Raw genomic sequence first — 26,671 nt, 5'->3', positions numbered from 1 at the left:
CGAACTCAGGTAAATAACACTAATTTGCTTTACTGTTACACTGCCTAATTCTAATTCAGGTTATTAACAAAGATAACGTCATTTTATATTGCATTTTTTTGTAAAAAAATTATACCTCGAACTGACGAAAAATTATCATAAAAAATTAATTTCAGCCAATGGGTTTAAAATTATTTTTTGATTATAAAATAGAATGAGTTTATTCTGTTTTATTAACTTTTTATATATTATTTTTGCTTTTTGATAACAGGAGTAATCTTTAAAAAAATATAGGTTTTGAGTGATACTAAAAATTCTGGTTCAGGCTTTGTAAATCCTGACTTTTTTTCAAGAGAAAATATAATACTTAATATACGCAACTTAAGCTATCTGCCGAGATGGATTGTTGTGGGAATAGATTTGGTGGTTCTGATTTTTAGTTTTTTATTTACAAAACTAATTATTAATGGTGTAGGTTTACATTATATTGCTTTTGATAACAAATTACCTTATATCTGTTTTTTACTGGGAATGAATGTTTTTTCATTCTGGGTTTTTAGAACTTATGCGGGTATTATAAGGCATTCATCTTATACGGATGCCATAAAATTATTGTTTTCTCAAGTTTCAGTTTTAGTTTTTTTTGTTGTTTTTAACTTTGTGTTCCAACTTTTTTATGGATACAAAATCTACTTGAATACTGCCCTTTTTATTAATATGGTGCTTTCTTTCTGTGGTTTGTTTTTGTATCGTGTTGTGATAAAACAAGTTTTTGAACATTTTTTCTCGGAAAGAAACGATATAAAATTACCTCGTACTATAATTTATGGTACAGATGCTAATGCTTTGGCTGTAGCCAAATCATTAAAATTAGAAACGCCTACCCGATTTAAAATTGTGGGATTTGTGGATAAAAACAGCCAAAATTCGTCCAAGAGAATGATGGATTTACCTATTTTAATTCAAAAGAAAAAATTGCCTACCTTGATGCGTTCTATTGGTGCTGAAGGAGTAATTATTGCCGATAAAAGTTTGTCAAAAGAAGAACGATTGGTAATTGTTGAACAATGTTTAGAGTTCAATTACAAAGTATATATTGTCCCTTTAATTACGGACTGGGAAAATCAAAAAGAAATTTCTCAAAAAGTAAAAAGTATCCAAATTGAAGATTTATTGGATAGAAAACCTATTGTCCTAGACGGAAAGGCAATTTCGAAACAGCTAAAAGACAAAACTATTTTAATAACAGGAGCTGCGGGTTCTATAGGTAGTGAAATAGTCAGACAGGTAATACTTTTTAAACCTAAAAAAATTGTAGCAGTAGATCAGGCTGAAACTCCTTTGCATAATTTGTGTTTGGAGTTAAATAATTTGGATACCCATGTTGATATTGTAACAGTAGTAGCCGATATTAGGAATAGAGATGCTATGAATACTGTTTTTAGTCATTATCAGCCAGAAGTAGTTTATCATGCCGCTGCTTATAAGCATGTGCCTTTAATGGAAGCAAATCCTTCACAAGCCATTTTGACTAATGTGGAAGGAACTAAAAATATAGCTGATTTGGCATGCGTATTCAAGGTGAAGAGTTTTGTTATGGTTTCTACGGATAAAGCTGTAAATCCTAGTAATGTAATGGGAGCAAGCAAGCGTATTGCCGAGAAATACGTCCAGTCTTTACAATTAAAATCGAATGTTGATAGAAATGCTAAGAGTACCAAGTTTATTACCACCCGATTCGGTAATGTTTTAGGTTCTAATGGTTCAGTAGTGCCTTTGTTTACTAAACAAATTGCTGCGGGAGGACCTATAACAATCACTCATCCTGATATCATTCGGTATTTTATGACTATCCCTGAAGCTTGTCAGTTAGTTTTAGAAGCAGGAGCCATGGGCAAAGGAGGCGAAATTTACATTTTCGATATGGGAAAACCAGTCAAGATTATCGATTTGGCTCGAAAAATGATCAAACTTGCCGGTTTCATTCCTGATGAAGATATAAAAATTAAAATTGTGGGTTTGCGACCAGGTGAAAAATTATATGAAGAATTATTGAATGATTCTTCAAAAACAATTCCTACTCACCATCACAAAATTATGATTGCCGAAGAAATTCAAGAAGAGTTTGAAATTTTGCACGATGAAATTGAAGAACTCATTACCATTTCGAACTTTCATAAAAAAGACGCAATCGTAACCAAAATGAAAAAAATAGTACCTGAGTTTAAAAGTATGAACTCTACTTATGAGGTATTAGATAAATAATACTATTTAGAATTATAAACCAGTTTTTTTGTTTACCTCACCCCAATCCTCTCCAAAGGAGAGGGAGTTGGAAAATCGGATTATTTTATATTTCTAAATGGTATAAGTTATACAGTATAGATTTTTTACCGCAAAGCTGTCTGCAGATAGGCAGAGTAACGCAAAGTTTTTTCGCAAAGATTATAAACAATAATTTGTGGTAAAAAAACTAGAACTTAAAAAACTGATTGTTAGCAATAACTTCTTTAAGCGGATTGATATCTTTTAATTTTACTTTTAGCTCGAAAGCGGCAATATGATTATCATGATGTATATCAGAACCTACAAAATCATACATTCCTTTTTGAAGTAGCTGTTCTGCTATTTTAGCAATATTCTCCCCATAATAACCAACTACAGCCAGTAAGTTGAGTTGAAACAAACAACCTGCTTTTTTGAGTTTTTCGTATTCATTAAAATTATTATGATAAAACAAATAGCGTTCCGGATGCGCCAAAATAGGAATGTAACCAGCTATTTGTAAGTCAAATAATATCGAGTACAGTTCGATAGGAGCGTTGATGTATGACATTTCAACTAATACATAATTATCCTTCAAAGTCAATAAATCATCCGATTGAAACAAACGGATAAATTGATCGTCCATTAAATATTCTGCCGCAGCCTGAAAAGGCATATCTATACCTTTTTTTCTTAGTTCCAGTACCGTATTATTTTTATTTGCGATAATTTGTTCATGGGTATTCTCCCATATATACTGAATAATATGTGGAGTAGTAATTATTTGGGTTATTCCTATGTTTTGCAACGCCTTAGTTAAACGCAAAGAATCTTCAAAAGTTTTCGCCCCATCATCAATTCCAGGAAGAAGGTGAGAATGTATGTCAACATGATTATCAGGAATAAGATCCTTAAGAACGGGCTTGGATTTGAATAATGTAAACATGCTGTAAAGATAGGAAAAAGTGTTCAATTGTTTGTGGTTTTTTGTTTGTGGTTTTTTGCGAAACTCACAACAGAGAACCCACAACCCACAACCCACAACGCATAATTCATAACCTACAACAGGCAACTTTACTATCGAAATAGTTTTCTTTAACCAATTTTTATGCCGGTGGTCGGTTATATTTGGTTAGACTAAAGATAGGGTAGTATATTTAGTCATATAATTCGATAAAGGCTCGTAGTAAAAAATGAAACAAACAGATAAATATGAAGCGGATTGGTTGTTTGAAATTACACCCAAGAACAAATTTTTCTCGTTTAATCTCGAAGAAGTATGGCAGTACCGTGATTTGTTGTTACTTTTCGTGAAAAGGGATGTAATCACAGTATATAAACAAACGGTTTTGGGACCACTTTGGTATTTGATTCAGCCTTTGTTTACTTCAATTACTTTTACTATTATCTTTAATACTGTGGCGGGTATACAAACAGGAGCCGTTCCACCGTTTTTGTTTAATCTGGCTGGAATCACAGTGTGGAATTATTTTACAGCCTGTCTTAACGGGACCTCAAATACTTTTGCGTCTAATGCAGGAATTTTTGGGAAAGTGTATTTTCCAAGACTGATTATGCCGCTCTCGGTAGTAATTTCCAATTTGTTGAGATTTGGAATCCAGTTTTTTATTTTCATTGCTTTTTATCTTTGTTTTTATTGCACTGGAGCAGTTATAAGTTTAAATCATTTTGTAATTTTCTTCCCCATTTTAGTAGTTATGATGGGGATTTTAGGCTTGGGTTTAGGGATGATTATTTCTTCTTTGGTGACTAAATATCGTGATTTTAGCTATTTAATTGGATTTGGAGTTCAATTATTGATGTATCTTTCTGCGGTGGTATATCCTATGGCATTAATTTCCGAAAAAATGCCCCAATATGCCTGGTTGATAGATTACAATCCTCTGGCTTATATTGTTGAAACCACCCGGTATTTATTGTTAAATATTGGTCAGATTTCAATTCTCGGATTGGTCTATACTTTTGTGTTAATCATTTTGCTGTTTTTCATAGGATTGCTTATTTTTAATCGAACAGAGAAAAACTTTATTGATACAGTGTAGTAGGAAGTCAGAAGTTAGAAGTGGATGGTAGTGAATAAATTTTCGTTTTTCCCCAGCCCTAAAGGGAACCGAAAATTATAACGTACAGGATTAAAATGAACGTCCCAATTTCTTTTTCCCTTTAGGGGCAGGGGTAAAAAAAGAAATTAGAACCAACAACCCATAACTCATAACTGACATCCCACAACAAAAAAATGAAAGATATAATCTTAAAAGCCGAAAATATTTCTAAGCAATACCGACTGGGGGTAGTAGGAACAGGCACGCTGACTCACGACTTGAATCGATGGTGGCATCGCATTCGTGGGAAAGAAGATCCATATTTGAAAATTGGCGACACCAATGATCGTTCTACTAAGGGAACATCCGATTATGTATGGGCATTGCAGGATATCAATTTTGAGGTAGAGCGTGGTGAAGTTTTAGGAATTATTGGGAAAAACGGAGCAGGGAAATCGACCTTATTAAAAATCCTTTCAAAAGTTACCGCTCCCACCACAGGAAGTATTAAGTCCAGAGGGCGTATTGCCTCATTGCTTGAAGTAGGAACAGGATTTAACGGTGAAATGACAGGCCGCGAAAACATATTCCTTAATGGGGCAATTCTCGGAATGACTAAGAAAGAAATAGCCTCAAAACTTGATGAAATTATTGAGTTTTCTGGTTGCGAACGTTATATTGATACACCTGTAAAAAGATATAGTTCGGGAATGACAGTTCGTTTGGCTTTTGCCGTAGCAGCCTTCCTGGAACCTGAAATTTTAGTAATTGATGAGGTTCTTGCCGTAGGTGATGCCGAGTTCCAGAAAAAAGCCATTGGCAAGATGCAGGATATTTCAAAAGGTGAAGGTAGAACGGTGTTGTTTGTGAGTCATAATATGGCAGCGGTGAAGAGTTTGTGTACCCGTGTAATAATTTTAGAAAATGGGATTAAAATTAAAGAAGGGAATACAGTTGAAATCATTGAAAGTTATCTAAATGATACCGGTACAGTTATGGAAGTTAAATACGAAAATGAAGAAAATAGTATCGGGAATAATTTTGTAAAATTAAAAAACGCAAAAATTTCAAAAATAACTAATAACAACTATATTTTGTTAGACGAGAAATTTGATATCATCTTTAAATTTTGGGTTTCAGATTTTAAAGTAGGTTCTGTAAATTTAAGTTTAAACATTTTTAATGTTGAAAAAGTTCTTTTGTTTAATTCTTACACTAAAATAATTGATTCCAAGGCAGGATTGCTAAATGCTACATTTAATATACCAAGCAATATTTTTAATATAGGTTTTTATTCTGTGGAAGTAATGGTAGTTGTAAATCATTCTCAAATCTTCTATTGTTTTGATGAAATTCTAAAATTTGAAATAGTTGAAAATGAAAGAAATTCTTCTTGGTATGGTAATCATAGTGGATTGATTAGACCAAATATAAAATCTGAGATAAGTATAGACTAATGAAAAAGACCACCTTATTTTTTTTAGCTTATTTTGATTTTGATGTAATTAAAAGGTCTTTAGAATCTTTTTACGCATTATCTGAATTTCTAGAAATTATTGTAATTGAAAACGGCAGTATTAATTCGACTGAAATTAGAGTTTTTTTAAAGAAGGAAATTAATAGAGGAAAAATTCATTCATGTTATTTTTTTTATAGAAATTTATCAAATAATTCTTTAGAAATTGTAATTGATAGGGAATTAAAAAAAATGTCAGCCCATGATTATTTTATTATTTCGGATGGAGACTTATTAATAGAAAATAAAAAATCATATTTAGAGATTATTAACATTATGGATAATCATAGTGATCTTTTTGCCTGTGGTGTTTCATTAGATAAAATAAACTTACCATTAGACAATTTTCCTGAGTCTATATTTTGGATTACTGAAGATATTTCAGAGGAAGATGATTATTATGAAGCAAGAACTGGAGTTCATTTATTAATGTTAAGAACAGTAGATTTTTTAAAATATTGGAAATATAGAGAAGAGAGAAAAGAATCAATAACAGATTTTTCAATGGCAAATTATTGTTACAATATACAAAATAAAAAATGGGGAAGAACCAAACAATCATCAGCATTGCATTTGACTTGGGATAGTTATAAAGATTTTAATCATCCCTATACTTTAGAAAAGTTGAAAAAATCTTTGTCTAGAACTTGGAATCATAAAGATTATTTTAGTTTGGTTGAATATATTTCTCATACCGGTACCGGTGAAAAAAAATATTTCATTGATATTAAGAGAGTTGTTTACAGCGTACTTTTTCATATAAAAAAAATTATAGAATTAAAATGAAAAAGATATTTAAAAAAATTATTAATAAACTGGGGTATACTTTAAAAAAAGTGAATACAGATGAAATGATATTAAACACAAATAGTAAGGATCATTTGTTGTTTAATTTTTATGATACAATAAAAAGAATGGGTTTTATTCCCAAACATATTGTTGATATTGGAGCCAATCATGGTACTTGGACAAGAACTGCATTGTTTCATTTTCCTGAGGCCTATTATACTTTAGTTGAGCCTCAATATTGGATGGAAGAATCAGTAAGAGATATATTAGATGAAAATAATAAAGTGAAATTTTTTCCAGTTGGAGCAGGAGACAAAGACACTGTTCGTCAATTTACGATAGTGGATAGAGATGATAGCTGTTCTTTTCGTTATATAACAGCACAAGCAAAAAAAGAGGGATTTGAACAAATAGAAATTCCTGTAGTTACTTTGAATAGACTGTTGTTGGATAGTCAATTGCCAATACCTGATATTATAAAAATAGATGCTGAGGGATTAGATGTTGAGGTGTTAAATGGAGCTAGCAATTTTTTTGGGAAAACTGAAATATTTATGGTTGAAGCAGGTGTGGTTAATAAAATTTTTGATAATAGTTTTTTGAAAATAATTAATTTCATGGATGAAAATGGATACCGATTGTTTGAAATAACAGATTTAAACAGACCTTTTAAACCACAAGTGTTGTGGTTGGTAGAATTAGTGTTCGTGAAAAAGAATGGATTTATAGACTCGCAAGTAATATTATGATGATAAACGTAACCAAAACTTTTTTTCCTCCAATAGAAGAATATAACAAGCAAATACAAAGGGCTTGGGATAATCAATGGCTTACAAATAGAGGGGAATTGGTATTGGAACTGGAAGAAAAGTTAAAACAATATTTAACCGTTTCTAATATTATCATTACTACCAATGGAACTATTCCATTGCAGATTGCCTTGAATTTATTAAGTAGTAATGGAGAGATTATAACAACACCTTTTAGTTATGTAGCAGGCACTGCGGCTATAGTTTGGCAAAATTGCACCCCTGTTTTTGTAGATATTCATCCTGAATATTTGACGATTGATGAAACTAAAATTGAGGCAGCGATTACAGATAAAACAACGGCTATATTAGCGACACATGTTTTTGGAAATCCTTGCCATGTTGAGGCTATAGAAAATATTGCACAAAAATATAATTTAAAAGTGATTTATGATGCGGCACATTGTTTTGGGGTAAAGTATAAAGAGAAATCTATTTTTGATTATGGAGATGTAAGTACCTGTAGTTTTCATGCTACCAAGCTTTTTCATACAGGCGAAGGCGGAGCAATGTTTACAAATGATACTGATTTACGACACCAATTGTTTTATAGTCATAATTTCGGGCATAACGGGCCTTTGGCTTTTCATGGTCTAGGAATTAATGCTAAAATGTCTGAATTGCAAGCCGCTATGGGATTGGCAGTTTTGCCTTATATAGATAAAATAATTTATGAAAGAAAAAAAATAGTTGAATTTTATAATGCCAATATAGATTTTTTAGAAGTTTATTCTTTAAAAATTAGAGGGAATACATATTGGAATTATAGTTATTATCCGCTTATTTTTGAAACGGAAGAAAAAATGCTTAAAGTTCAAAAAAAATTAAATGATAATAATATTTTCCCACGGCGATATTTTTATCCATCATTAAATACAATAGAATACACAAAAGGTTTTGAAATGCCAATTTCAGAAAGTATTGCATCTCGTGTCATGTGTTTACCTCTTTATGTAGATTTAAAATTAGAGGAGTTAGAAAAGATCATTTTACTTATTAATACTAGTTTATGTTAATTATAGGAGCTAAAGGTTTTGCGAAAGAAGTTTTAGAAGTTGTTCATCAATTAAATCAGACAGATAACTTGGCGTTTTATGATGACATTAATGAAGAAGTAAATGAAACTTTATATAACAGATTCCCTATATTAAAGACTATTGAAGATGCTTTAGTTTATTTTAAAACAATTGATAATAGATTTACAATCGGAATTGGAAATCCTGTTTTAAGAAAAAAACTATATGATAAATTTATTGATTTAGGAGGGGTCTTTTCTTCTACAATAAGTCCATTTGCAAGTATTGGTAGTTTTGGTAATGAAATAGGAATAGGGTCTAATATAATGACAGGAGTAGTTATTACTTCAGATGTTATTATAAAAAAAGGTTCTTTGATTAATTTAAATTGCACAGTAGGACATGATTCTATAATCGGTGAATTTGTAGAGTTATCTCCTGGAGTTAGTATTTCAGGAAATTGTATACTTGGTGATTATTGTGTTTTAGGGACTAACGCAACAGTTTTGCCAAAAGTGACTATTGGTAAAAATGTTGTTGTAGGTGCAGGAGCTGTTATAAATAAAGATGTTCCTGATAATTGTTTGGTTGTAGGTATACCTGGAAAAATTATTAAAGAATTAATGCCTTTAGAATTTTAATAATGAGCCAGTATCCAAAAGTCAGCGTTTGCATGATTACTTATGGTCATGAGAATTATATCAGGCAAGCCATAGAAGGGGTACTCATGCAGGATTGTAATTTTGAAGTTGAACTTATTTTATCAAATGATTGCTCTCTTGATCAAACAGACTATATTATTCAAGATATTTTATCCAATCATCCAAGATCAGGCTGGATTAAATATTTTAAGCAGAATAAAAATTTAGGTATAATGCCGAATTTTTTCTTCGCTTTAGAGCAATGTTCTGGAAAGTATGTTGCCATGTGCGAAGGAGATGATTTTTGGATAACTAAAGACAAACTAAGGAAACAAGTTGAAATTTTGGAAGAAAATGAGGAAATAGGTTTAGTTTATACAGATGTAAAACAATTTATTCAGAGAACAGGACAATTTATAGATATACCAGCCAGATTTGTTCAAAGACAGTCAGATGTAATTCCTGAAATGTTAAAAAGTAAATTTATAGAATTTGCAACTACGATGTTTAGAAAAACGATTTTAGATGAAGTTGTAAAAAAAATAAAAGAAGAACTTAAAAATAAAGTAATAGGAGATACTAGAATTATACTCGAAACGGTTTATATATCAAAACTACATTATTTGAATGAAGTAACTGCTGTATATAGAATTTTGGAAGGAAGTGCAAGTCATCCCAAAGAGGTCGATAAATATATTTTTGCAATAAAAGATTCTTATTTGTGCAGAAAAAGTTTTGTAAAAAGAAATAAACTGAATACAATTTGGTTATCAGATGCTATTTGTAATACTAATAGAGGATTAATAAATAATGCATTTGTAGCTAAGAAATATATAGACGTTATTAAATTGTTGAAAAATGTATTAATTGTTGATGTTTTTAAATATTGTAATTGGAATATTTTTAGAAAAAAAATGAAAATTCATATTTGGATAAAACTTATTTTGTCATTAGTTGGAGTTGGAATTTTAAGACAAAAACTAAGATGAAAAAAAAAACTGTTAGTGTTTGTATGGTTACCTATGGTCATGAAAACTACATTCGCCAAGCGATAGAAGGAGTTTTGATGCAGGAGTGTGATTTTGATGTTGAATTGATAATTGCTAATGATGCATCTCCTGATGCTACAGATGAGATTATAAAGTCTATTATCGAAAACCATTCTCGTAGTTCATGGATTAGATATATAAAGCATGAAAAAAATATAGGGATGATGCCTAATTTTATTTTTGCTTTCAAACAATGTCAGGGCAAGTATGTTGCACTTTGTGATGGTGACGATTACTGGATAGATCGAATGAAGTTGCAAAAACAAGTTGATTTTTTGGAAACCAATCCTGATTATGTATTGTGTTTTCATCAAGTTAATATTTTAAAGACTAATGGAGAAATTGTAGATGATTTTATAACAAAAATTCCTGAAAATTATGAAACTATTGAAACACTAGCTAGATGGGGAAATTATATGCACACTCCTTCAGTAGTATTCAGAAATATAATTAAAGAATTTCCATTTGAGTTTTCCTATTCTCCAATAGGTGATTTTTTCTTATACATGCTTTTAGCTGAAAAGGGTAAATTAAAATATATTGAAGAGAAAATGGCTGTTTATAGGTTTGGCGTAGGTTTTCATTCGACTAATTCAGCTATAAAAATGACGAAATCTAATTTTAAACTGTTTACGTTACTTTTATCATATTCAAAAGAATCTAGAATCAATGTAATTTTATTAGATAGACAGCTAGGGAGTTTGGATCATTTAGAGGTTTTAGTAAGAGCAGAGTATCAAGAAGCTTTTGTTTCTCATCATATTTTTTTTAAGGCGATAAAGTCGTTAAAGAATCCAAGAAAGTTTTTATTGAAACTTAAAAGAAAATTAATATAAAGTTCATGCTAGCTATAATAATCCCATATTATAAACTCGCTTTTTTTGCACAAACGTTATTGTCGTTAGCAAATCAAAAAGATAAGCGATTTAAAGTCTATATTGGTGATGATGCTAGTCCTGAAGATTGTAGTTCTTTACTTGATGATTTTGAAGGGAAGTTGGATTTTGTCTACCATCGTTTTGATAATAATTTAGGAGGAACTTCTTTGACTGAACAATGGGAACGTTGTATTGCTCTTTCTGGAGATGAAGAATGGTTGATGATTTTAGGTGATGATGATTTGTTGGGAGAAAATGTAGTTGAGGAATTTTATAAGAAATATACTGTTTTTGAAGAAAAAAGTAATGTGGTTAGATATGCATCTGTTATCATTAATGGAAGTGGGAAAATGATTTCAAAAAAATTTGAAAATCAAATTTGGGAAAATCCATTTGATTCTTATTTCCGAAAATTTGAAGGCTTATCCAGAAGTTCTTTGTCAGAACATATCTTTTCAAGAAAGGTATATCTTAAATATGGTTTTGTTGATTATCCTTTAGCTTGGTTTAGTGATGATAATGCTTGGTTTGATTTCTCAGAACAGAAATTTATTTTTTCAATAAATGAGGCGAATGTATATATAAGAAATTCTGATATTAATATTTCAGGGATGGTAGATAATATTTCGCAAAAAAAAAAAGCAACAATTATTTTTTATGAAAACATACTAAACAGTAGATTGAAATTTTTTTCTAAAGAAAGACGTCTTAAAATGATTTATAGATATGAAATTGAGCTAAGAAGTGAAAGAAAATTAACTTTTATTAAATGGAATTCATTAATGTTTTTATATGTTAAAAATTACGATAGTTATACATTTAAAAATTTTTTTAAGCGGTCTATTAAAAATATAATCAATTTATGAATAAGCTTGTTTCTATCATCATTCCAACTTATAATCGTGGATGTTTTATTGAAGAAACACTTGCAAGTGTTTTGGCTCAAACTTATACTAATTGGGAATGTATTGTTGTTGACGACGGTAGTAATGATAATACAGAAGAAATAGTGTGTTCTTATATTGAAAAAGATAAAAGATTTAAATATTTTCATCGTCCTCAAGATCAAATTAAGGGACCAAGTTATTGTAGGAATTATGGCTTCAAAAGGAGTGTTGGGGAATATATTTATTGGTTTGATAGTGACGATATATTGTTAAGTGAAGCCTTAGAAAAAAGGATTAGTTGTTTTGATGATGATGTTGATGTTGTTATAGGAAAAGCGGAGTTCTTTGATTCAGATTCTAAAGTGATATTATTTCGAAATATTATTATGAGTAATAATCTAATACAGGATTATTTTATAGGGAAAGTTACTTTTTATGTTTCTGGTCCTTTATGGAAGAAGAAATTTTTATTAGAACATTATTTATTTTTTGATGAGAAAACTAGTTATTTAGATGATTGGGATTTTAATTTGAGAGCCCTTTATAAAGTTCCAAATATTTTTTATTTAAATGAAGTGTTATTTCGTTATAGATCCCATGCTTATTCATTATCTAAACAAGTTAATTTTTTAAATATTGAAGAATTACTGTCAGAATGTTTTACAAGAAATAAACATTATGTTTTATTAAAAAAATACAAGATGTTAAATACAGGTATTCGATTGTTCATGTTGGATAGGTATAGGGTGATTTTGAGAGATGTTTTAATGGCTAATGAAAGAAGAAGCTCTTTTTTCTATTTTAATTTAATAAAATTGCAATTACAAAATAAAAAAATATGGAATTTTATTAAAAGCACATTAGGATTTATTATTTATAAAATTTTTAAAAAAGGGTATGTTTTAATAAAATAAGAATGCATACAGATAAAGAGAAAATACCTAAAATTATACATTATTGCTGGTATGGAGGAAAATCAAAACCAAAATTGGTTAGAGATTGTATTGCCTCCTGGAAAGAGTGTTTGTATGATTATCAGGTTGTCGAATGGAATGAAAAAAATACGGATTTGTCACATCCTTTTGTTAAAGAAGCCTATTTTCAAAAAAAATGGGCTTTTGTTTCTGATTTTGTTAGGTTAAAAGTACTTTATGAAAATGGTGGGGTTTACTTAGATGTTGATATGATGATAGTTAAATCTATAAATGATTTGTTAGTACATAGTTGTTTTTTTGGTGCTGAAGAAATCAAAATAATTAGTGGGGGAATTATAGGTTCCGAAAAGAACCATGCATTTATTAAAGTTTGTTTGGATAATTATGATTTGATAAAATTAAATGAGACTATTAATTTTAATGAAATGATCATTCCTAAATTATTAACTAGTACTTATATGAAATTTTATGAGAAATCTTTGTTTGAAAAAATAGTTGAAACAAATTCACTGGTTATTTATCCATCGTCTTATTTTTATCCGTTGCCTAATAAGAAAAAAAATGATGTGAAAAATTATAAGAAATACGTTCAACATTCTACTTTTGCAGTTCATTTGTGGAATGCATCTTGGGTCGAATATGATGAATTTTATTATTTAAGAAATAAAAAGTATATTAAAGCATTATTTAAAATAATGAATAAAATATGTTTTAAAAGAGATATTAATCTTTATTACTTTAAAAGAATGTATTATAATTTTTTAAAAAGTTTTAAATGAAAAAAACAGCAAAATCGATATATAATTTTATTAAAGGATGCTATTTTTTGATTTTATTTTATGTTTTTAATTATAGAAAAATTAAAAAAGCAGAAATTGTTTTCTTTTTTCCATTTTACCATACTGGTGGAGCAGAACGTGTTCATTCAAACATTTTAAAATCAATTTACTCAAAAAAATGCTGTGTTATTTTTACACATAAATCTGCAACGAATAATTTTAAAAAAGATTTTAATAATCATGCAAATTGTATAGAATTGAATGAAATTTTGAATAAGAAATCTCAAATAATAAATAATTTATTATTTAAATTAATTTATAAATCAATCAATAAAAGCAGAACTGTGAATACGGTTTTTGGTAGTAATACAAGTTATTATTATACAATTTTGCCTTATTTAGAAAAAAATAAATTAAAAATAGATTTGATTCATGCTTTAAGTGAAGATGACTCAAGAGCAGATGATTTTGTAAAAACAGCTAAAATTATTGATAAAAGAATTGTAATTAATGGAAAAGCAAAATTTGATATTGTTAAGCTTTATAATAAAAATAATTTAGATTTTGAATTTTCAAGGCGAATAGAGATTATTGAAAATGGTGTTGAAATAAGTAATATTACATTTCGGGAAAAGCCTATAAATAAAGTAGGGTTTATTGGTAGATGGTCAGAAGAAAAAAGACCTGAAGTGTTTTTAGAAGTGGCTAAACAAATTAAACATCTTTATTCAGATATTGAATTTGTAATGGCAGGAACAGGAATGAAAAGTAATATTGATAAAATTACTAAAGCAGGGGTTCATTTTTTAGGTGAAATTACTAATATTGAAGAATTACAGATTCTATACTCTAGTTTGAATTTTATAATAATCACATCGAATTATGAAGGTTTTCCTATGGTCTTTATGGAATCAATGATTTATGGAGTTATTCCAATTACTACTAATGTTGGGGGGATTTCAGAACATATAGAGAATAATTATAATGGAGTTTTGATAGACAATTCTAATAATGAAACAGAACTTGTAAAACAATTTGTTAAAGCTATAATAGAATTGGCAGAAAATAAAGATTTGGTAAATGAAATTTCTAAAAAAACCTTTGATTATGCGCAAAAGACTTTTGGTATTGAGAAATTTAATAAATCCTACCAACAATTATTAAACTAAATGTATTGAAACTCCTATTAGTATCCATCCCCAATCATCATTTTTTTCAATGGACAAACCAATTGAAAGAAAGTGGATTTGAAGTATATTGGTTTGATATAACCGATGGAGCCGGATTTGTAGAGAAAATAAATTGGGTAAAACAATTCAATTGCTGGAAATTAAAATGGAACTATCCGTTTCGTTATAGAATAAAAAAACAGTTTCCAAAATTATATTCTTTTTTAGAAAAAATTACTGTCAATAGAGTAGAAGTTGTTTTCGAAAATGTTTTAAATGAAATTCAACCTGATATTGTGCATTGCTTCGAAATGAAATTATCGGGCTTACCCATCTTATCAATAATGCAGCAAAATAAAATTCCTTTTGTATATTCTTCTTGGGGGAGTGATATGTATGCTTATCAAAATTTAGGAGTTAGTACTGATAATGTAAAATCATTTTTAAATAGAGTTAATTATTTAATTACCGATTGCAACCGTGATTTTCAAATAGCACAACAATTAGGTTTTACAAATCAATTTCTGGGTTTTTTTCCAGGTAATGGAGGAATTGAAACAGAATCCGCATTTATGCAACCCATAAGTAATAGAAAAACCATTTGTGTAAAAGGTTATGATGATGGCGTTGGGAAGGCATTAGTAGTAATAAAAGCAATTGAATTGATACAATTTGATTCGTCAATTGATTTTTTAATTTTTAGTGCTGATGAAATCGTTGAAGAATATTTAAAAAAATCAGCTTATTTTAAACAAACAAAAGTTGAAATGATTCCCAGAAAGTCTTTTATGACAAATAAATTACTGTTGCAAAAATTAGGTTCTTGTTTACTTTATATTGGAAATAGCACTTCTGACGGAATGCCTAATTCTTTATTAGAAGCAATGGGAATGGGGGCTTTTCCTATTCAATCTAATCCTGGAAAGGTTACGGAAGAAATTATTACTCATGGAGTCAATGGTTTTTTAATTGAGAATCCAAATGAGGTTGTGGCTATTGCAAGCCTGATTAAAACGGCTATTGAAAATCAACAATTGAGAGCCAAAGCTCAAGAATATAATGTTAGTTTTGTTCAGGAAAACTATAATAGAGAAATGTTGCGAAATAAAATTATTAATTTGTATCAAAGCGTTAATTTGAGTTAATGGAAATATCATTTCTTATAGTTACTAAAAATCGTCCAGAAGAATTGCAGTTTATTTTAAAACAACTGCAAGCTGTTTTTGATGTTAAAAATCACGAAGTCTTAGTTTTTATTGATGGCTGCATGGAAACAGAGCAATTACAAAGTCAGTTTCCTTGGGTAAAATGGTACGTTTCAAATAAAAGTATTTCGGCTTCACCGGCACGAAATCTTCTTTATTCAAAAGCAATTGGCGAAATTTTTATTGGTTTGGATGATGATGCGCATTTGATTTCTGAAAAGCCAATCGAAACGATAAAGAGCTATTTTGAAGCCAATCCAAATCTTGGAATTTTAGCTTTTTTAGAGTTAAAGGGATTGTATGAAAATCCTCAAACGGAATTAGCATTTATTAAAAAAGAAGAATTTCTAACCACTGAATTTATTGGTTGTGGTTTTGCCATTCGTAAAAATGTATACAATAAAACCAATGGTTTTCCTACTTGGATTGATATTTATGGCGAAGAAACTTGTTTGTCTATTGAGGTAATGAATTTAGATTACGATATTTTTTATACCAACCAAGTAGCAGTCAATCACCGAGTAGATTTTGAAAAACGAAAATTGCAGGGGAAAAATTATTTCCGTTTCCAAAAACAACTTCAAAACAGTTTTCGTATTTATGTTGGGTATTATCAAAATCCAATCTTGAGGATACTCAAGTTGTTATGGCACAATTTTAAAAAATATGCTATTTCAGATAAAACTTATTTTAAACTATATTGCAAAGCAATTGGGAATATGATTTGGAATTTTCCAATGGTATTAAGACATAGAAAAAGTATGACTACTAAAACCCAACATAAATTAAAAACTTTAAAAGGAATATATTATTAGCATGTTTTTTAACTCTTTTCCTTTTGCCGTTTTTGCCCCTATAGTTTTTCTGTTGTACTGGTTTGTGTTTCAAAAGTCATTAAAAGCGCAAAACATTTTATTACTTGTAGCTAGTTATTTTTTCTATTCTTGTTGGGATTGGCGTTTTGTTTTTTTATTGCTATTTTCTACAGTATTAGATTATTTTTCAGGATTGCAAATAGAAAAAAGTACAGATATAAGGGATCGAAAATTTTGGTTTTATGCAAGCATTGGAATTAATTTGTCATTTCTGGCGGTTTTTAAATACTTTGATTTTTTTGTACTTTCTTTTCAAAGTTTATTTTTAAAATGTGGTTTTTCAGTCGATGTTTTTACATTAAATATCATTCTTCCGGTTGGAATTTCTTTTTATACCTTTCATGGCTTATCTTATGTGATTGATGTTTATAAAAAACGAATTGCTGTCGAGAAAAATTTTGTAGAATATGCTGTTTTTGTTGCATATTTTCCATTATTAGTGGCTGGGCCTATTGAGCGGGCTACACATTTATTACCCCAAATTAAAGTAAAACGAAATTTCAATTATGATTTGGCTATTTCGGGATTGTATCAAATACTTTGGGGTTTGTTTAAGAAAATCGTGATTGCTGATAATTGTGCCCATTTTACCAATATTATTTTTAATGATCCAAGTCAGTATTCTGGAAGTACCTTAGTTGTTGGAGCTTTATTTTTCAGCTTTCAAATCTATGGTGACTTCAGTGGCTATTCGGATATTGCTTTAGGAACATCAAGATTATTGGGTATAGAATTACTTAAAAACTTTGCCTTCCCTTATTTTTCAAGAGATATAGCTGAGTTTTGGAGACGTTGGCATATTTCACTTTCTTCTTGGTTTAAAGATTATTTATACATTCCTTTAGGCGGGAGTAAAGGCGGGAAATGGATGCAAATTCGCAATACTTTCATAATATTTTTGCTTAGTGGTTTTTGGCATGGTGCCAATTGGACTTTTTTTATTTGGGGATTTTTGAATGCTTTGTATTTTCTACCATTATTGCTAACAAACAAAAACAGAACGAATTTAGAAATTGTTGCAAAAAATCGTTGGCTTCCTAATTTTAAGGAAAGTTGTCAAATGATTGTCACTTTTGGATTGACAGCGTTTGCATGGATATTTTTTAGAGCAGACTCTGTTGCTTCAGCTTCTCATTATATAAAAGGAATTTTTACAAAATCATTGTTTTCTTTACCAGAAATACGTCCTACATTTTTAATTCTTTTAGTATTATTTTTTATTATAATCGAATGGTTGGGACGAGAAGGAAATTTTGCCTTGGACAGTTTTAGAAAACAAGGCAACCGATGGTTTCGTTGGTCGTTTATGATGCTAATTTTAGTGTTGTTATTTGTTTTTGGAAAAGAAGAACAGCAATTTATATATTTTCAATTTTAACGATGAAACAATTTTTAAAAATGATAGTGTTGTTTTTGCTGCTCTTTTTCTTAGTAGATAAATTGTTTCATTGGAAAATTCAGGCATTATCTAATCGTGAGTTGGATAAACGCCTAGAATGGATTTTAGAAGGGAAAATGAACAAAGCTATTTTGATATTTGGTTCTTCTCGTGCACAACACAACCTCTATTCTGATGCGATTCAAGATAGTTTAAAAATGCCAACTTTTAATTTAGGTTATCGAGGTTGTACTATTGATTTTCAATTGTTTATTTTAAAGGCAGTATTAAAACACAATAAAAAACCTGAAATAATATTTTTAACCATAGATGATGATAGAGAATTTCTACCTGAAAAAACTTTGCAATTTCGTTATGATAAATTATATAATTTAGTAAAATACCAAGAAATAACTAATGAGTTGATTGCCAGAAAAGAACTCTCTCCGTTTGCAGTTGCTCTTTATTCTGCAAGATTAGGATGGGAACAATTTTTAAAACCAAATCCAATTACTAAATATGAAAATTGGACAGCAACAGGAACGGTACTATTAGATTTTAAAGCGACTGATTTTGATGAAAAACGAATGCAAAATAAAAAGTATAATATAAAGCTTGAATTACCTGAACGATTAACTGCATTTAAAGAATTTCAGAAAATTTGTAAAGCAGAAAGTATAAAATTATATGTTTTTATACCTCCAAATTTTAAGATACAAAACAAGGAATTTGAGAACAGATTGAAAAGTTTGATTATTGATAATAAAATAGAATTGTATTCTAAAAAGACATCATTTTTTAATAACCCCCAATATTTTTTTGATGCATCTCATTTGAATAAAAAGGGAGCTATTTTATATACAAATGAAATAATCAAGAATGTAAAAGCAGAACTCTAGACAAATAATACAAAACGTTAAAATTAGATTATTCAAAATACTATATTTGTTTTTATTCAAGTCTGATATACAAGAGCAAGAAAATGAAAAAAACAGCAATAATACCTTTACGAAAAGATTCCAAAGGAATCCCTGGGAAAAACAAGAAAAAGATGCTGGGCCGTCCGCTTTTTTCATGGGTACTGGCGGAAGCTGTTTTTTCGGAATTAGATGCCGTTTATGTATTTACCGATGATGTCGAAATTATTGATTATATTGATAAAGAATACCATTGGACTCCAAAAGTGAAGGCTCTTTTACGCTCGGATAAAAATGCGACTGATACCGTTTCGACCGAAAGTGCGATGTTGGAATTTGCGGAAGGTATAGAATATGATTTTGATATCTTCTGTTTGTTGCAGGCAACTTCGCCTATGACAGCGGCAACAGATATTAATGCTGTTTTAGCTAAAATAGAAAACGAAAAATACGATTCGGCACTCACTGTTGTAAATAGCCATCGTTTTTGTTGGAATGCCGATGGGACATCGCAAAATTACGATGTGTTCAATCGTCCAAGGCGTCAGGATTTTGAGGGCTTATTGATTGAAAATGGTGCGGTCTACGCCACAACCAAAGCCGCTTTTGTAGCTTCTCAAAATCGCTTGAGCGGTATCATAGGGATGGTTAAAATGGACGAAACAAGCTTGGTCGAAATTGATTCCATGACCGATTGGAAAATAGTTGAAAGCCTATTGGCAACTCGTTTGAAAAAAGAAAAAAAACACCAACGCATCGATTACCTTGTTTTGGATGTTGATGGGGTATTTACCAATGGGCAAGTATTCTATTCGGCTGAGGGAGAATTAGCCAAAGCTTTTGATATGCGCGATGGAATGGGCTTAGAAATTCTTCGTCAACATCAAGTGGAAGTGGTGGTAATGACCTCGGAAAATTCAACTTTGGTGGGGCAACGTATGAAAAAACTACAAATTGAAAACTGTTTTCTAGGAGTGAAAGACAAATATGCTTTTTTACAACATTTTGTTAAGACAAGAAATACTGGTTTTGGGGCTTTGGCATATATTGGTGATGACGTAAATGATTTGACTAATATTTGTAGTGTGGGTTGGTCTTTTGCACCAGCCAACGCTACAGAAATAGTCAAACAAAACGCTGATTATTTATTGACTAAAGTTTCAGCGGAGGGTGCTATTAGAGAAGTTTGCGAAAAAATAATTTCTTACAACGAACGTTATGAATCACTATAAAAAACCCTATGTAATTGCCGAAATTGGTTGCAATCACAAAGGAGAAATGGAAATTGCCAAAGAACTCATTAAGATTGCTAAAATCTTTTGCAATGCCGATGCCGTTAAATTTCAGAAAAGAAATAATAAAGAATTATTGACTGAAACACAGTACAATGCACCACATCCCAATAGTTCGAATGCTTATGGTGAAACCTATGGTGCTCACCGGGAATATTTAGAATTTGACGTTCAACAACACGCCGAATTAAAAAACTATTGCGAATCAATTGGAGTAACTTATTCTACTTCAGTTTGGGATACCACCTCGGCTAAGGAAATAGCTTCTTTGCAGCCTGATTTTATCAAAATTCCATCAGCATGTAATAATAATTATGCGATGCTGTCTTGGTTATGTGATAATTACCAAGGCGAAATCCATATTTCAACAGGAATGACCACCAAAGATGAAACAGAAGAATTAGTGAATTTTTTTATTGAAAAAGAAAGAAACCAAGATTTGGTCTTGTACAACTGTACTTCAGGTTACCCGGTTCCTTTTGAAGATGTATGCCTGTTAGATATCAATTTGTTGAAGACCAAATACGGAGACAAAGTAAAACACATTGGCTTTTCGGGACATCATTTAGGAATCGCAGTAGATGTTGCTGCTTACACCTTGGGAGCTAATATTGTAGAAAGACATTATACATTAGATAGAACATGGAAAGGTACTGATCATGCTGCTTCTCTTGAGCCTATGGGTTTACGCAAATTAAGCCGTGATTTAAATGCAGTTTATTCGGCTTTAACATTTAAATCAACCGATATTTTGCCTATTGAGCAAGTACAAAGAGAAAAGTTGAAGAATAAGAAAGTATAAAGTTGAATGGGTTTTGTTATTCTAAAGAATAAGTCTTTTTCTAAAAATAAATCACTAATATAAGCTGTAATACCCTTATTTTTGCGCCAGTTTTAAAAATACACTTTTCATAGTAGATGATGAACAAAAAAATTCTTGTTTTTTTTCCAGACGGTGTAGGGCTCCGCAATTTTGCCTTTACCAAGTTTAAGGAAATCGGCGAACAAAGAGGCAACCAAATTATATATTGGAACAATACGGCGTTTCCATTACAAGAGGAATTGGGTTATAATGAAGTGAAAATCAAAACCCAAAAGATTCATCCACTGACACCCTTTTATTGTCGAATAAGGAAACACATCGAACTAAATATTGCTACAAAAAAGTTTGCTGATTCAGTATACCAAACTTACAAGTTCCCTTTTAATTATAACGGATTAAAAAACACTTTGATGACACTTTTTATCAGAGTGCTTATTGGGTTGAATTCTTCCGAAAAAGGAATTCTTCGCATTCGAAAACGAATCAACAGTCTGGAACGTTCTACTGAAAAATACAATTATTGCAAAGCCCAATTGGAAGAAATTAAACCCGATTTGGTTTTTTGTACCACCCAACGCGCTAGCCAATCCATTGGAGCCTTATTAGCTGCACAAGATTTGGGGATCCCAACACTAACATTTGTGTATTCCTGGGACAATGTGCCTAAAGCGATGCAACTAGTAGAAACAGATTATTATTGTGTGTGGAGTAATTTGATGAAAAAAGAAATGTTGCAGTACTATCCTTTCATTAAAGAAAATCAATTAATAGTTACTGGAACGCCTCAATTTGAACCGCATTACGATACTGCTTTAGTCCAAACTAGAGAAGAATTTTTTGCTGAATATAATTTAGACACTACAAAAAAATACATTTGTTTTTCGGGGGATGACGAAACGACTTCGCCCTTAGATCAATATTATTTGGAAGATTTAGCCAATGCAGTTCGCGTTTTGAATACTAAAGGATATAATCTGGGGATTATTTATAGAAAATGTCCTGTGGATACAACGTCGAGATATGATGCCGTAATTGAAGCTAATAAAGATGTTATTGTAGTAATTGATCCTTTGTGGAAAGCGATGGGCAAACAATGGAACGAAGTTTTTCCTACCAAAGCCGATTTGAAATTGTTATATAATGTGTGTGCGCATTCAGAGTTGGTGACTAATGTGTGTTCGTCGACAGTGTTCGATTTTGTAGCACATAACAAGCCTTGTATTTATTACAATTATGAACAACCTCAGTTAAAAAAAGGAATTCGGGATATTGGACAGAATTATAAGTACGTCCATTTTAGAAGTATGCCAAGTCCTGAAGCAGCCATTTTTTGTACGGATAAAAACCAACTTGAAAGTCAAATTGAAGCCATACTGAAGGGCAATTTGTCTAATGTTTCTGAAGGGAAAAAATGGTACACCATTGTAGCTGGCGAAACACCAACACAGGCTTCGGAGAAAATTTGGAATACCATAGAGTCAATTGTAAACGAAATAGTAATTTAAAATAATGTTCTGATATTGTCACCCTCAGCCTGTCATTTTGTGCTTGTCGAGGGATAACTTCTAACTACTAACTCCTATATGTTTTTCAACTCCTTCGCTTTTGCGATTTTTTTACCCATTGTATTTATTTTGTACTGGTTTGTGTTTAATAAAAACAAAACCACACAAAATACCTTATTAATAATTGCCAGTTATTATTTCTATTCCTGCTGGGATTGGCGATTCCTGTTTTTATTGGTTTTCTCTACTTTTTTGGATTATTATACTGGTATCCGAATCGAAAAAAGCCGGAAAGACAGCGGTAGAAAATTTTGGTTTTGGCTCAGTATTGGGATCAATTTAGGGTTTCTGGGAATGTTTAAATACTACAATTTTTTTGCAAATTCTTTTGCCGAGTTGATGCAGGGATTTGGTTTAAAAGCATCTCCATTTTTATTGGATGTGGTTTTGCCGGTGGGAATTTCGTTTTATACCTTTCATGGCCTGTCCTACGTAATTGATATTTATTACAAAAGAATCAAAGCCGAATACAACTTTGTCGATTATTCGTTGTTTGTGAGTTATTTTCCACTTTTGGTGGCAGGACCTATCGAAAGAGCCACGCATTTATTGCCTGAGATAAAAGAAAAAAGAAGCTTTGATTACGAACAAGCCAAGGCCGGAGTCTATCAAATGCTCTGGGGCTTATTTAAAAAAGTAGTAATAGCCGATACTTGCGCAACCTACGCTAATGCTATTTTTGATAATTATCATTCGATGAATTCCTTGTCGTTGATTTTAGGTGCTGTTTATTTTGCTTTCCAAATCTATGGGGATTTTTCAGGCTATTCTGACATGGCTTTGGGTATGTCAAAATTATTTGGTTTGGAGTTGTTGCGAAACTTCAATTATCCTTATTTTTCCCGAGATATCGCCGAATTTTGGCGTCGTTGGCATATTTCCTTATCTTCTTGGTTTCGTGATTATTTGTACATTCCGTTAGGAGGAAGTAAAGGCGGATTGTGGATGAAAATAAGAAACACCTTTATTATCTTTTTAGTCAGTGGTTTTTGGCATGGAGCCAATTGGACTTATGTCGTTTGGGGCGGAATCAATGCTTTGTACTTTTTACCATTACTTTTAAGAAAATCAAATAGAAACAACATGGATGTTATAGTATTGGACAGGAGTTGGGAATCAGTAAAAGTGCTGGCAAATATCCTGCTTACTTTTGCATTGAGCTGCGTGGCTTGGGTATTTTTTAGAGCTAAAACCATTGCTGATGCTGTTTTATATTTAAAACAAATTGTTACAAACGGACATTTTACATCACAATATTTAGCCAATGAAAGGTATAATTACGAGTTGTTAATCATGGTGTTGTTGTTTGTCGTTGTCGAATGGAACAACCGTACTAAAGAGGAACCTATTTCAGGTAAGTGCCAAACTATCAAACTAGCTTTGTGTTTGGCTGCAATAATGGTATTAGGTACTTATTCTGATTATAAAGAATTTATTTATTTTCAGTTTTAATACCTTCTTTTTTATCTTTTAGGGCGGAAAGAAAAAGGAAATGAAGAGTATGAATTTTCGTTTTCCCCAGCCCTAAAGGGAGCCGAAAATTCATGAAATCTAAAAAGTTCTTGATAAATAATGACATTCCATTTCTTTTCCCACCCTTTAGGGCGGGGGGAAGAAAAAAAAATCAAATAAAGAGAATAAAACAATAATGAAGCAATTTTTAGGATTTACTATAAAAACAATAATCATAACAGTGGTGTTAGCGATACTACTAGACTACTGCTATACCTCAGTATATCTACAATCTAATAATCGAAATAAAATAGAATACGTTTACAATTCCAAAGCCAGAAATTACGATGTAGTTATTCTGGGCTCTTCCCGAGCCAATAATCATTTTGTAAGCGAAATGTTTGAACAAAAAGGATTGAAAACCTTTAATTATGGTATGAGTGGTGGTCATTTGTTCGAAGCAGATTTGATGCTGAAATTAATGTTGGAGCGTAAGTATAAAATAAAAACCGTGATTTTGGAAGCTGATTTAAATTTGTGTAATGAACATCAGGCAGAGGGTGTTGCTGCGAAATATTTACCTTATTTTTATGTTTCAGAAACTGTAAGGAAACATTTTGAGAATGAAGACGATTTTAAAGAGTTGTATTATATTCCATTTTACCGTTATATTAAATATGAAACTAAGATAGGTTTTAGGGAAATGTTTTTCAGTATGATTCATAAAAAATCAAAGTTATTAGATAATGGGGGTTATTATTCATTAGGAACAACTAAGGGTAATATGAAGAATAATATTATAAGTTTAAATCCTTTAGCTCACAATAAATATTATGAAGAAATCAAACAACTTTGCAAAGCCAATAATATTAATTTTATTGCTGTGATGACACCTATGTGTGAGAATGTGGTAGGAATGGATTATTTTGATAAAGTAAAGAAAAGTTATCCGGAGATTTATAATTATGAAAACGTAGTGCTTGAGGATAAATATTTCTCCTCTTGTGGGCACATGAACAATGCAGGAGCTAGAATTTTTACGACTAGAATTATTAATGATTTTTTTAGTAAATAAATGCATATCGCTTTTTTAACTCCCGAATTTCCTCATGCTAAGGTTGCTCATGCGGCTGGAATAGGCACGAGTATCAAAAACCTAACTTCAGCTTTTGTTAAAGAAGGAGTTGTTGTTACGGTATTTGTATATGGGCAGAAAACACAGGAAATCATAGTCGAAAACGGAATTGCAATTCATTTAATTAAAGGCAGAAAATACAAATGCTTTGGTTGGCTTTTTCATCGAAAACACATCGAAAATTACTGTAAATCAGTAATGAAAAAAGAAAAAATAGATCTGATAGAAGCTCCCGATTGGACAGGAATTACGGCTTTTATGAATTTCAAAATACCATTAGTAATTCGTTTTCACGGCAGTGATACTTATTTCTGTCATTTAGAGCATCGTAGACAGAAAATGAAAAATTTTTGGTTCGAAAAATTAGCAGTTTTAGGAGCTGATGCTTTTATCGCACCCACTACTTTTACAGGAGAATTGTCAAAAAAACTATTTCAGCTAAAAAATAAAAGAATACAAACCATTCATCACGGCTTGGATTTGGATCGATTTGAGAATAAAGCAGCAGAGCAATATGAAAAAGGTTTAATCCTGTATGTAGGAACCCTGATTCGAAAAAAAGGGGTTTTTGAATTGCCAGCTATTTTTAATAAGGTTCGTGAGCAATTTCCGGAAGCCCATTTGCTGTTAATAGGTGGAGATGCTGCCGATGTGCAAAGCGGCTCTGTTTCTACATGGGAATTGATGCAGCAGCAATTTAATCCGGCGGATTTAAAAAATGTGCATTATTTGGGAAAGATTCCTTATGATGAAGTACAGCAATATATGAAGAAAGCTCAAATTTGTGTGTTTCCTACTTTCGCCGAAACTTTGGGAATGGTAACTATTGAAGCCATGGCGATGCAAAAAGTAGTAGTGAATTCCGATTTTGGATGGGCGAAAGAATTAATTTTGGATGGCGAAAGTGGTTTTTTGGTACATCCTGCCAATCATGATTTGTATGCAGAACGAATTCTACAATTACTTCAAAATAATGCTTTATGTCAACGGATTGGTGAGCAGGCAAGAACGAGAGTGGAAGAAAAATTTGATAGTAGTAATTTAGTGAAGAAAAATATAGAATTTTATCAGAAATTGATTCTTGCTAAATTGTAGTTTTAGAAAAGATGATCTAGACTTTGCTGCATATAACAATGTAGTCAATTTGGATGAATGTCACCTTTAGAGAAGTTTAAAAGGTCCTTAACTTCCACAGTCGAGTGTCAAATGTTTGAAGAATACGTAAAAAGAAAATCTGTTTGATCCGCCGCGGCG

At 30.9% G+C, this 26,671-nt stretch carries 24 protein-coding genes; 23 read left to right on the top strand and 1 reads right to left on the bottom strand.

Annotation, left to right across the window (positions count from 1 at the left end; all coding sequences use genetic code 11):
• Positions 1-339: 339 nt before the first annotated feature.
• The gene (locus GTZ96_RS13805) at positions 340-2,244 is read left to right on the top strand and encodes a polysaccharide biosynthesis protein (protein ID WP_394368017.1); all 1,905 of its coding nucleotides are present in this window, start codon (positions 340-342) and stop codon (positions 2,242-2,244) included.
• Between the two features lie 208 nt (positions 2,245-2,452).
• Here GTZ96_RS13805 and GTZ96_RS13800 read toward each other — a convergent pair whose 3' ends face one another.
• Positions 2,453-3,190 carry a tyrosine-protein phosphatase gene (locus GTZ96_RS13800; RefSeq protein ID WP_161644495.1) on the bottom strand — a complete coding sequence of 246 codons (738 nt, stop codon included), beginning with the start codon at positions 3,188-3,190 and terminating at the stop codon, positions 2,453-2,455.
• Positions 3,191-3,437: 247 nt separating this feature from the next.
• Here GTZ96_RS13800 and GTZ96_RS13795 point away from each other — a divergent pair, with 247 nt between their 5' ends.
• The 22 genes from GTZ96_RS13795 to GTZ96_RS13690 all read left to right on the top strand — a co-directional run bounded on the left by GTZ96_RS13795 (position 3,438) and on the right by GTZ96_RS13690 (position 26,512).
• Positions 3,438-4,307, top strand: coding sequence for an ABC transporter permease (locus tag GTZ96_RS13795; protein ID WP_161644494.1), 870 nt, complete (start codon positions 3,438-3,440; stop codon positions 4,305-4,307).
• 194 nt (positions 4,308-4,501) lie between these two features.
• A complete protein-coding gene (locus GTZ96_RS13790) occupies positions 4,502-5,764 on the top strand; it encodes an ABC transporter ATP-binding protein (RefSeq protein WP_161644493.1) in 1,263 nt (420 codons plus the stop codon).
• Positions 5,764-6,609: a hypothetical protein gene (locus GTZ96_RS13785; RefSeq protein ID WP_161644492.1), complete on the top strand. Its 846-nt coding sequence runs from the start codon at positions 5,764-5,766 to the stop codon at positions 6,607-6,609. Before GTZ96_RS13790 ends, GTZ96_RS13785 begins: the two co-directional genes overlap by 1 nt.
• Entirely contained in the window at positions 6,606-7,361 is a 756-nt protein-coding gene (locus GTZ96_RS13780; protein ID WP_161644491.1) for an FkbM family methyltransferase, read from the top strand. Before GTZ96_RS13785 ends, GTZ96_RS13780 begins: the two co-directional genes overlap by 4 nt.
• Positions 7,361-8,437 carry a DegT/DnrJ/EryC1/StrS family aminotransferase gene (locus GTZ96_RS13775; protein WP_161644500.1) on the top strand — a complete coding sequence of 359 codons (1,077 nt, stop codon included), beginning with the start codon at positions 7,361-7,363 and terminating at the stop codon, positions 8,435-8,437. Before GTZ96_RS13780 ends, GTZ96_RS13775 begins: the two co-directional genes overlap by 1 nt.
• Positions 8,431-9,078, top strand: a complete 648-nt coding sequence (locus GTZ96_RS13770; protein ID WP_161644490.1) for an acetyltransferase — start codon at positions 8,431-8,433, stop codon at positions 9,076-9,078. Before GTZ96_RS13775 ends, GTZ96_RS13770 begins: the two co-directional genes overlap by 7 nt.
• Positions 9,079-9,080: 2 nt before the next feature.
• Positions 9,081-10,067, top strand: a complete 987-nt coding sequence (locus GTZ96_RS13765) for a glycosyltransferase (protein WP_161644489.1) — start codon at positions 9,081-9,083, stop codon at positions 10,065-10,067.
• Positions 10,064-10,963: a glycosyltransferase family 2 protein gene (locus GTZ96_RS13760; protein WP_161644488.1), complete on the top strand. Its 900-nt coding sequence runs from the start codon at positions 10,064-10,066 to the stop codon at positions 10,961-10,963. The genes GTZ96_RS13765 and GTZ96_RS13760 overlap by 4 nt, the downstream gene beginning before the upstream one ends.
• Before the next feature lie 5 nt (positions 10,964-10,968).
• Positions 10,969-11,871: a glycosyltransferase family 2 protein gene (locus GTZ96_RS13755; RefSeq protein ID WP_161644487.1), complete on the top strand. Its 903-nt coding sequence runs from the start codon at positions 10,969-10,971 to the stop codon at positions 11,869-11,871.
• The gene (locus GTZ96_RS13750; RefSeq protein WP_161644486.1) at positions 11,868-12,806 is read left to right on the top strand and encodes a glycosyltransferase family 2 protein; all 939 of its coding nucleotides are present in this window, start codon (positions 11,868-11,870) and stop codon (positions 12,804-12,806) included. The genes GTZ96_RS13755 and GTZ96_RS13750 overlap by 4 nt, the downstream gene beginning before the upstream one ends.
• Positions 12,807-12,808: 2 nt before the next feature.
• Positions 12,809-13,606, top strand: a complete 798-nt coding sequence (locus tag GTZ96_RS13745; protein WP_161644485.1) for a glycosyltransferase family 32 protein — start codon at positions 12,809-12,811, stop codon at positions 13,604-13,606.
• Positions 13,603-14,775, top strand: a complete 1,173-nt coding sequence (locus GTZ96_RS13740; RefSeq protein WP_161644484.1) for a glycosyltransferase family 4 protein — start codon at positions 13,603-13,605, stop codon at positions 14,773-14,775. Before GTZ96_RS13745 ends, GTZ96_RS13740 begins: the two co-directional genes overlap by 4 nt.
• 5 nt (positions 14,776-14,780) lie before the next feature.
• A complete protein-coding gene (locus tag GTZ96_RS13735; protein ID WP_161644483.1) occupies positions 14,781-15,920 on the top strand; it encodes a glycosyltransferase in 1,140 nt (379 codons plus the stop codon).
• Positions 15,920-16,795 carry a glycosyltransferase family 2 protein gene (locus GTZ96_RS13730; RefSeq protein WP_161644482.1) on the top strand — a complete coding sequence of 292 codons (876 nt, stop codon included), beginning with the start codon at positions 15,920-15,922 and terminating at the stop codon, positions 16,793-16,795. Before GTZ96_RS13735 ends, GTZ96_RS13730 begins: the two co-directional genes overlap by 1 nt.
• A gap of 1 nt (position 16,796) precedes the next feature.
• Complete coding sequence (locus tag GTZ96_RS13725; protein WP_161644481.1) at positions 16,797-18,233, top strand: MBOAT family O-acyltransferase; 1,437 nt, start codon at positions 16,797-16,799, stop codon at positions 18,231-18,233.
• Positions 18,234-18,235: 2 nt separating this feature from the next.
• Complete coding sequence (locus GTZ96_RS13720; RefSeq protein WP_161644480.1) at positions 18,236-19,132, top strand: hypothetical protein; 897 nt, start codon at positions 18,236-18,238, stop codon at positions 19,130-19,132.
• Between the two features lie 83 nt (positions 19,133-19,215).
• Positions 19,216-20,382: an acylneuraminate cytidylyltransferase gene (locus GTZ96_RS13715; protein ID WP_161644479.1), complete on the top strand. Its 1,167-nt coding sequence runs from the start codon at positions 19,216-19,218 to the stop codon at positions 20,380-20,382.
• Entirely contained in the window at positions 20,369-21,244 is an 876-nt protein-coding gene (locus GTZ96_RS13710; RefSeq protein WP_161644478.1) for an N-acetylneuraminate synthase family protein, read from the top strand. The genes GTZ96_RS13715 and GTZ96_RS13710 overlap by 14 nt, the downstream gene beginning before the upstream one ends.
• Before the next feature lie 116 nt (positions 21,245-21,360).
• A complete protein-coding gene (locus tag GTZ96_RS13705; RefSeq protein ID WP_317168911.1) occupies positions 21,361-22,770 on the top strand; it encodes a CDP-glycerol glycerophosphotransferase family protein in 1,410 nt (469 codons plus the stop codon).
• 78 nt (positions 22,771-22,848) lie between these two features.
• Positions 22,849-24,282 carry an MBOAT family O-acyltransferase gene (locus GTZ96_RS13700; protein WP_161644477.1) on the top strand — a complete coding sequence of 478 codons (1,434 nt, stop codon included), beginning with the start codon at positions 22,849-22,851 and terminating at the stop codon, positions 24,280-24,282.
• Between the two features lie 196 nt (positions 24,283-24,478).
• Entirely contained in the window at positions 24,479-25,357 is an 879-nt protein-coding gene (locus tag GTZ96_RS13695) for a hypothetical protein (protein ID WP_161644476.1), read from the top strand.
• Positions 25,358-26,512: a glycosyltransferase family 4 protein gene (locus GTZ96_RS13690; protein ID WP_161644475.1), complete on the top strand. Its 1,155-nt coding sequence runs from the start codon at positions 25,358-25,360 to the stop codon at positions 26,510-26,512.
• Positions 26,513-26,671 lie beyond the last annotated feature (159 nt).

This window comes from Flavobacterium undicola, assembly GCF_009909155.2.
Taxonomy (GTDB): Bacteria; Bacteroidota; Bacteroidia; order Flavobacteriales; family Flavobacteriaceae; genus Flavobacterium; species Flavobacterium undicola.
Note: the sequence above shows the minus strand (reverse complement) of the source record. Positions and strands in the feature narration are given on the sequence as shown.

Excerpts from the sequence above, each read along its gene's own strand:
- GTZ96_RS13720 (WP_161644480.1), top strand. The coding sequence starts at position 18,236 with ATGAAACAATTTTTAAAAATGATAGTGTTGTTTTTGCTGCTCTTTTTC.
- GTZ96_RS13755 (WP_161644487.1), top strand. The coding sequence starts at position 10,969 with ATGCTAGCTATAATAATCCCATATTATAAACTCGCTTTTTTTGCACAA.
- GTZ96_RS13790 (WP_161644493.1), top strand. The coding sequence starts at position 4,502 with ATGAAAGATATAATCTTAAAAGCCGAAAATATTTCTAAGCAATACCGA.
- GTZ96_RS13705 (WP_317168911.1), top strand. The coding sequence starts at position 21,361 with ATGATGAACAAAAAAATTCTTGTTTTTTTTCCAGACGGTGTAGGGCTC.
- GTZ96_RS13785 (WP_161644492.1), top strand. The coding sequence starts at position 5,764 with ATGAAAAAGACCACCTTATTTTTTTTAGCTTATTTTGATTTTGATGTA.
- GTZ96_RS13760 (WP_161644488.1), top strand. The coding sequence starts at position 10,064 with ATGAAAAAAAAAACTGTTAGTGTTTGTATGGTTACCTATGGTCATGAA.
- GTZ96_RS13730 (WP_161644482.1), top strand. The coding sequence starts at position 15,920 with ATGGAAATATCATTTCTTATAGTTACTAAAAATCGTCCAGAAGAATTG.
- GTZ96_RS13715 (WP_161644479.1), top strand. The coding sequence starts at position 19,216 with ATGAAAAAAACAGCAATAATACCTTTACGAAAAGATTCCAAAGGAATC.
- GTZ96_RS13765 (WP_161644489.1), top strand. The coding sequence starts at position 9,081 with ATGAGCCAGTATCCAAAAGTCAGCGTTTGCATGATTACTTATGGTCAT.
- GTZ96_RS13770 (WP_161644490.1), top strand. The coding sequence starts at position 8,431 with ATGTTAATTATAGGAGCTAAAGGTTTTGCGAAAGAAGTTTTAGAAGTT.
- GTZ96_RS13700 (WP_161644477.1), top strand. The coding sequence starts at position 22,849 with ATGTTTTTCAACTCCTTCGCTTTTGCGATTTTTTTACCCATTGTATTT.
- GTZ96_RS13780 (WP_161644491.1), top strand. The coding sequence starts at position 6,606 with ATGAAAAAGATATTTAAAAAAATTATTAATAAACTGGGGTATACTTTA.
- GTZ96_RS13695 (WP_161644476.1), top strand. The coding sequence starts at position 24,479 with ATGAAGCAATTTTTAGGATTTACTATAAAAACAATAATCATAACAGTG.
- GTZ96_RS13725 (WP_161644481.1), top strand. The coding sequence starts at position 16,797 with ATGTTTTTTAACTCTTTTCCTTTTGCCGTTTTTGCCCCTATAGTTTTT.
- GTZ96_RS13750 (WP_161644486.1), top strand. The coding sequence starts at position 11,868 with ATGAATAAGCTTGTTTCTATCATCATTCCAACTTATAATCGTGGATGT.
- GTZ96_RS13710 (WP_161644478.1), top strand. The coding sequence starts at position 20,369 with ATGAATCACTATAAAAAACCCTATGTAATTGCCGAAATTGGTTGCAAT.
- GTZ96_RS13740 (WP_161644484.1), top strand. The coding sequence starts at position 13,603 with ATGAAAAAAACAGCAAAATCGATATATAATTTTATTAAAGGATGCTAT.
- GTZ96_RS13775 (WP_161644500.1), top strand. The coding sequence starts at position 7,361 with ATGATAAACGTAACCAAAACTTTTTTTCCTCCAATAGAAGAATATAAC.
- GTZ96_RS13745 (WP_161644485.1), top strand. The coding sequence starts at position 12,809 with ATGCATACAGATAAAGAGAAAATACCTAAAATTATACATTATTGCTGG.
- GTZ96_RS13800 (WP_161644495.1), bottom strand. The coding sequence starts at position 3,190 with ATGTTTACATTATTCAAATCCAAGCCCGTTCTTAAGGATCTTATTCCT.
- GTZ96_RS13690 (WP_161644475.1), top strand. The coding sequence starts at position 25,358 with ATGCATATCGCTTTTTTAACTCCCGAATTTCCTCATGCTAAGGTTGCT.
- GTZ96_RS13795 (WP_161644494.1), top strand. The coding sequence starts at position 3,438 with ATGAAACAAACAGATAAATATGAAGCGGATTGGTTGTTTGAAATTACA.